Source organism: Moorena sp. SIO2C4, assembly GCF_010672485.1.
Lineage (GTDB): Bacteria > Cyanobacteriota > Cyanobacteriia > Cyanobacteriales > Coleofasciculaceae > Moorena > Moorena producens.
On sequence record NZ_JAAHGN010000371.1, the window covers coordinates 1 to 6,664 of the forward strand.

Genomic DNA, 6,664 nt, shown 5'->3' on the forward strand with positions numbered 1-6,664 from the left:
GGCAAAATACCTGGAAAACTTGGGCATTAATCGGCTTTCCTTGCAAGAAGCGTTTCCAAGTAGCTAGGGAGACACCAGGAGCATAGATTTCTTGCAACCCATACTCGGAGGATGCCCAGTCGATATCATTCCCGATCACACAAGAGCCTTGCCCTGGATTAACTGGATAGCTGGCTGAGCTATCAGTAGATTTATAGGGGATTCCTTTTGGTTAAACTCATCAACTCATGTCATGCAACAAGAAGCGGCAGCTGCTAAACCAATTCGTTCACTAGAAGATGCTATCGATAAGTGTCAGACCCTGGGTATGCGTCTGAGTCGTCAACGTCGCTTCATCCTAGAACTGTTATGGGAAGCTAAAGACCATCTGTCAGCGCGAGACATTTATGACCGATTGAATCAACAAGGGAAAGATATTGGTCATACTTCTGTTTACCAGAATTTAGATGCCCTATCTAGTCAAGGTATTATTGAATGTATTGAGCGCTCGGATGGACGGTTGTACGGCAATATCAGCGATAATCATAGCCATGTCAATTGCCTGGATACAAACCAGATTCTTGATGTTTATGTAGAACTACCGGAAAACTTGCTCAAGCAAATTGAGGAACAAACTGGTGTAAAGATTACGGAATATCGGATTGATTTTTATGGTTACCGTCAGGACCAATCACCTAACTCCCCTTCGGAGGGGGTAAGCGAGTAGGGAGTAGGGAGTAGGGAGTAGGGAGTAGGGAGTAGGGAGTAGGGAGTAGGGAGTAGGGGTTGCGAAAATTGACTGTACTTCAGTGAAAAAATGTCATTTGAGTTACCGAAAAAACAGACTTTTTTTTATGGTTTGGCCATAACGCAACTAATCAATCAAAGAATCAATCAAAGTATGACGTTTGAATGGGGCAATTAAAAATTGAAGTAAATCCACAGTTGTTAATAAAAACTAGCCAGATGGTGGAGTATTTTGTTAAGCACTGAGCTACTGACCGACTCATTACGATGGATATTTACCAATCTACCATTCGTCCAATTCTCTTTTCTGGGTTGAAGACAGATCCAGAATGGTTACACAATAGAACTCTGGGGCTATTGAGCTGGCTGTCATCGAATCAGAAATCTACTCTAGGTCACTGGCTTCAGGGTCAATTACAGCAAAGGTTTTGCCTAAATGATGCTCGCCTTGAACAAACCCTCTGGGGAGTAAACTTCCCCAACCCTCTCGGTTTAGCAGCAGGGTTTGATAAAGATGGTGTGGCTGCTGGAATTTGGGGAAGCTTAGGGTTTGGCTTTGCTGAACTCGGTACTGTAACCTTTCATGGTCAACCGGGAAATCCTCGTCCTCGTCTATTTCGCTTGATAGAGGACAAAGCTGCTCTGAATCGGATGGGATTTAATAATCTCGGAGCTACAGCAATGGCTGCTCGATTAGAACAGTTGAAGGTTAACAGGTTACAGGTACAACCACCGTTGAAGGTTAACAGGTTACAGGTACAACCACCGTTGAAGGTTAACAGGTTACAGGTACAACCACCGTTGAAGGTTAACAGGTTACAGGTTGCAGGTTTAGAAAAGAACCTACCGGAAGAGAAAGGCAAGGGCGAACAACCTACCGGTAGGGAACGCCTTGGGCAAACAACTTTCAACCGGATCCAAGCTTCAGGTTTAACTATTCCGATTGGCATTAATCTAGGTAAATCTAAAGTAACACCCCTAGCAGAGGCAGCAGATGACTATCGGTCGAGTTTTGGCCTGTTGAGGGAATTGGGGGATTACTTTGTGGTGAATGTGAGTTCACCGAATACACCAGGATTGCGATCGCTTCAGGATGCCACTCAACTTAGTCTGATCTTAGATGCTCTGCAACAGGAAAACGTTTCCCAAAAGCCGATTCTGGTCAAGATTGCCCCGGATTTAGAGTGGAATGCGATCGCAGATGTGCTTGAGCTTGCCCAAACCTATGGGTTAGCTGGGATTATTGCTACTAACACTACCATCCGTCGGGATCTGCTCAAAACACAACGGATTGCGGCAACGGGCAAACCGGTAACGGAAGAAGCTGGGGGGATTAGTGGAGCTCCTTTGCGTCAACGTTCTACAGACGTAATTCGATTTATCTGGCAGGAAACTCAAGGAACTTTACCGATTATAGGGGTTGGAGGGATTTTTACGGCGGAGGATGCTTGGGATAAGATTACTGCAGGTGCTAGTCTAATTCAGGTGTACACGGGTTGGATTTATAACGGTCCATGGATGGTAAGGCAGATTCTGCAAGGGCTGTTGCAGAAGTTGGAGGAAAGAGGCATGAGTTCAATTTCTGAGGCAGTGGGTTCTGGGTCTGGTTGAAGGTTGAAGGTTGAAGGTTGAAGGTTGAAGGTTGAAGGTTGTTTGGTTGAACGCGATCGCGTGGCCTTTTGGCCAAGGTTGTCTGTCAGAATGCAGAATTTAGAATGCAGAATTTAGAAGGCCGAATTTAGAATTCTACATTCTTAATTCTACATTCTACATTTTTAATTCTACATTCTTAATTCTACATTCTTAATTCTACATTCTACATTCTTAATTCTTAATTCTACATTCTTAATTCAAAAATTCAGATTACCAATTCTGAGCGCAGGATAGTAACTGCTTGTCCACTCAGAAAAACGCGATCGCTACCGGTATAGTTAACCTTTACTACACCACCCCGAGAGGAGGCTTGGTAGGCTAAGAACTCATCTTTACTATTGCGCTCGCGCCAGAAGGGAGCGAGACAACAATGGGCAGAACCTGTAACTGGGTCTTCATCAATTCCCACTCTGGGGGCAAAGAATCGGTAAACAAAGTCGTATTCTGAATCACTGTCAGCCCAACTAGTAACAGTTACTGTAAACAGAGGTAAGGTTTTCATCAGTTGGAAATTGGGCTGCATCTGCTTGACCAACTCTTCCGACTCGACCTCCACCAAATAGCCTAGGGAATTTTTCCCAACCCACTTGATGGGTACACCTAAGGCTTGGCTGAGTGCTTCTGGAGTACTGATAACTTCTGAGGGAATCACCGGGAAATCCAGTTGAATCCACTCACCCTGGCGCTGAGCTATCAGCAATTCATTCTTGGTGTAGAACCGAATCGTTTGATCAGGGGAGACATGTCCCTCTGACCAGAGAACATGAGCACTAGCTAGGGTGGCGTGACCGCATAAGAAGACTTCCACTGTTGGTGTAAACCAACGCAAATTGAAACCATCCTCTTGCTTGACTAGAAATGCGGTTTCAGATAAATTCATCTCTCGGGCTACGTTTTGCATCCAGCTGTCATCTTGGGCAGTTGGTAAAACACAGATAGCAGCAGGATTTCCTGTAAAGGGTTTACTGGTGAAAGCGTCTACTTGAATAATGGTTTGTCCCATAATCAGGCAAAAGGTTAAATCAAGTCTGGTTAAGGATTTTTAAAATGATTGATTGTGTTAATTTTAAATTGTTAAGTGTCACTTGATCATTAACAATTTAAAATTAACAATTAATTAACAATTAACATGCCATAAATTTTCCGAAGATGTTATCTAGAATTGAGCCTGTCTCCGGCGGGAGAGTAGAACTGTAAACGTCCAACACCTAAATATAAACCATAGGGCCTATCTCCAGGGGGGAAAGCTGTAACCCCAAACAGATAGACACCACCCCATCGTGGATTACGAACAGGACGAAGCCCAACTGTAATGGTTTTTCCTGGGTTTACTGGTGGATCGAAGGTAACTGAAATTGTTTTGGTTGAGTCGTCTTTTGTTACCCTTCCCAGAGATAACGGCTGACCCCGGTCTTGGTAGGTTCCTTCAAATGCTGAGGATTTCTCGGGATAGAATCGAATCTTATATCCTCCTTGACGCTGATTAATGGTTAATCTTTGGAGTGGTTCACCTATATCCCCTGGTAAGTCCACGGTGAAATAGTATGTTCCTCCTCGAACATCAGCTTGATTAAACGTAGTTACTGCATCCAACAACCTAGGAGATTTCTCAAATGAAACTCTGCCATCCGCTAACTGAACGGCTTGGGTTGAGGGAGTATCCAAAATTACTAAGGATAAGACTAAGGCTATAGTAATTTTGAGCAAGTTTACCGAAAACAGAAGGGGCGCACGGAAGCTCAATCTCTTTAGAGCTGGGATCAAGGGTGACGCGGTGGTATATGAGGCCGTCTTTTCTTTGATTTCACCATCTAACATGTTGACACTAGTGATGATTCTTGTTATTTGATAATTCTAAGGTAAAAGGTTAGTAGGGAAAGCATAATTGATCCTGTACAACTATGGCATCTGTCTGTAGTGAGGAAAATCACGAAGGGAGTAAAGGTGGGGAAGCATGGCACCATGCACAATGGCAAAATCAAGTATTTAAAGTCAAACTAGTATTTATTATTTCCCCATCTCCGTGATCTTCCGATCTCCTCTTGGAATACATCCTATGTCTGTTTTGTCAAGCCCTCAATTCTATCCACCTAGGCTCAATCCCGTATTAACCCGCCTCTGTCAAAGCTTTTCTGATCTACTCGCCGATAATTTTTATAAACTGAAGTTAGTGGTTGAGTCTACGGACCTAGAGAAACTGGCTCGGTTGGAAGAGGAACGGGTGGTTTATCTCCCGAATCATCCTACCCTTGATGATGGGGTGGTTCTGTTTCTGTTATCAACTCGGTTAGGGCAACTGTTTCACTATGTTGTGGCTTACGAGAGTTTCCGGGGATGGAACAAAAAATTTCTGCCCCTGATGGGAGCCTACTCGATTAGACGGGGTTTAGGCGATCGCGCCAGCATTGCCCAAACCCTAAAGTTACTGAAGCAACCGAGTTGTGATTTGGTAATTTTCCCCGAAGGCGGCTGCTCTTATCAAAATGATACGGTTATGCCCTTCCGAACGGGAGCTATTCAACTGCCTCTACAAGCAATGAACCAAATGGTCAAACAGGGTGAACCTGTTCCTAATCTCTATTTAGTACCGGTAAGTCTGAAGTACCACTACACTGATTCCATGAAGCCAGTGATTGATCAGACCCTGTCCCGTCTAGAGAAGGCGTTCAACATTAATGCGATCGCACCAAACTTCTATGGGCGTTTACGGGGTGTGGCTGAGCAAGTAATTCTTCGCTTAGAGACTGAATACGACCTTAATCTAGACCAAAGCACTCAGATGGATTGGAACCAACGGATTAACCAGCTCAAAACTCGTCTGTTGAGTGAGTGTGAACAGAAGCTAGAGCTAACACCAGCAACCATGACACCAATCCGAGAACGAGTGTATAAAATTCAGTCAGTCTTAAAATCCCGTGCTCAAGAGTTAGAAGAGTTTGATGAAACGACCTATGAATCGATTTACCAAGCTACTGTCCGCCTGCTGAACTTCGATGCAATTTACGATGGTTATGTTGCTGCCTCCCCTACGCCAGAGCGTTTTTTGGATACCCTGACTCGACTAGAGCGGGAAGTGTTTAAGTTTAATCGACCTTTGGCGAAAGGACACCGGAAAGCGATGCTCCGCATTGGAGACCCCATAAACCTCAAAGAGCATTTTGAGTCCTACAGACAAAACCGAGCAGCTACAGTGGAGATGTTGACCCAACAACTACAACAGACAGTTCAAGAAAATTTATCGTAAGCATATGCTTACGTCAACTGGATTTGAAATTAGTCCTGACAATTAATTTAAAATTTGTTTGCAAAAATACTTTTGTTTGCAAAAATACTTCACACTTTTTCCAAAAACAATTGGTTAAGCTAAGAGCAGGATAGAAAGTAGAGGAAATTTTATGAACGCTGTTTTTGGCGTGGATTCACAGCAAAGCCGCTGGCGAACCATTGCCATGTTTGCTTTAGGGTTTTGGCTCAGTAGCAGTTTGGTTATAGACTTTGTGATCATGCCATGCATGTCTACAGCTGGCATGATGACTCAGGCTAGTTTTGCTACAGCTGGCTATTCAATCTTCTGGACATTTAATCGTGTTGAGCTTTTGTGTGGCGCTTTAATATTAGCCAGCCTCCTAGTGCTGCGTGGTAATTCTAATCTTTATCATTACGTCAGACGCTGGTCTATTTTATTATCCCTGCTCATGCTAGGGATCGCAATCATTTATACCTACATCATGACACCCCAGATGAGCGCTATGGCTCTACAACTGAATCTTCTAGAGCCAGTGAGTGGCATGCCAGCAGGAATGGTGCAAATGCATGAAGGCTACTGGCTGCTAGAAGCAATCAAGTTAATCGGAGGGACTACACTACTTAGCTGGTGCTATCAAGACTATCGTAGATTGGTGTGTTCGTGACCTGCTCCCACACTCCCCCTAACCCCAGAGGTGATTAATGCTCGTCGAAATGATTGTCAGGTTAATCGGGTGAAAGGGAGGTGGGGTGGTGGGGGATCAATCCTCCACCGTTCCTTCTGAAGGCCACAATAGCCGTAATGCCATCAAAGCAAAGCCAATGGCTGCGATCGCTTTAAGTAGACGAGTAGGTAATAGATGAGCCACCCCTCCCCCAGCTACTACTCCCAGAAAGCTAGCAAGTATCAGTGCCGCTATAGTTCCAAAAAACACAGTACGGGGGGAATTGAGACTACCACTGAGTGCGATCGCAGCCAATTGGCTTTTGTCTCCAATTTCAGCTAAAAATACCGTTAGGAAACTTAGTCCTAGTAATT

At 44.2% G+C, this 6,664-nt stretch carries 8 protein-coding genes; 5 read left to right on the forward strand and 3 right to left on the reverse strand.

Annotated elements, in window-relative coordinates; genetic code table 11:
* The first annotated feature begins 232 nt into the window (after positions 1–232).
* Complete coding sequence (locus F6K20_RS19200; protein ID WP_008179196.1) at positions 233–706, forward strand: Fur family transcriptional regulator; 474 nt, start codon at positions 233–235, stop codon at positions 704–706.
* A 317-nt stretch (positions 707–1,023) separates the two neighbouring features.
* Positions 1,024–2,337: a quinone-dependent dihydroorotate dehydrogenase gene (locus tag F6K20_RS19205; protein ID WP_502708847.1), complete on the forward strand. Its 1,314-nt coding sequence runs from the start codon at positions 1,024–1,026 to the stop codon at positions 2,335–2,337.
* 247 nt (positions 2,338–2,584) lie between these two features.
* Here F6K20_RS19205 and F6K20_RS19210 read toward each other — a convergent pair whose 3' ends face one another.
* Both F6K20_RS19210 and F6K20_RS19215 read right to left on the reverse strand, forming a co-directional pair.
* Entirely contained in the window at positions 2,585–3,382 is a 798-nt protein-coding gene (locus F6K20_RS19210; protein WP_008179202.1) for a PhzF family phenazine biosynthesis protein, read from the reverse strand.
* 149 nt (positions 3,383–3,531) lie between these two features.
* Positions 3,532–4,197 carry a DUF2808 domain-containing protein gene (locus F6K20_RS19215; protein WP_008179204.1) on the reverse strand — a complete coding sequence of 222 codons (666 nt, stop codon included), beginning with the start codon at positions 4,195–4,197 and terminating at the stop codon, positions 3,532–3,534.
* Positions 4,198–4,280: 83 nt separating this feature from the next.
* On the opposite strand from F6K20_RS19215, the gene F6K20_RS19220 reads away from it, so the two are divergent.
* The 3 genes from F6K20_RS19220 (at position 4,281) to F6K20_RS19230 (ending at position 6,290) form a co-directional block, all read left to right on the forward strand.
* On the forward strand, positions 4,281–4,406 hold the full coding sequence (locus F6K20_RS19220) for a hypothetical protein (protein WP_267871979.1): 126 nt from the start codon (positions 4,281–4,283) through the stop codon (positions 4,404–4,406).
* Positions 4,407–4,435: 29 nt separating this feature from the next.
* A complete protein-coding gene (locus tag F6K20_RS19225) occupies positions 4,436–5,623 on the forward strand; it encodes a 1-acyl-sn-glycerol-3-phosphate acyltransferase (protein ID WP_287295678.1) in 1,188 nt (395 codons plus the stop codon).
* Between the two features lie 151 nt (positions 5,624–5,774).
* Positions 5,775–6,290 (forward strand): DUF4149 domain-containing protein, encoded by a 516-nt coding sequence (locus tag F6K20_RS19230; RefSeq protein WP_287251331.1) that lies wholly within the window; start codon positions 5,775–5,777, stop codon positions 6,288–6,290.
* A 96-nt stretch (positions 6,291–6,386) separates the two neighbouring features.
* Here F6K20_RS19230 and F6K20_RS19235 read toward each other — a convergent pair.
* Positions 6,387–6,664, reverse strand: a 278-nt coding sequence (locus tag F6K20_RS19235) for a TMEM165/GDT1 family protein (protein WP_287295680.1), incomplete at its 5' end; no start/stop codon positions are given.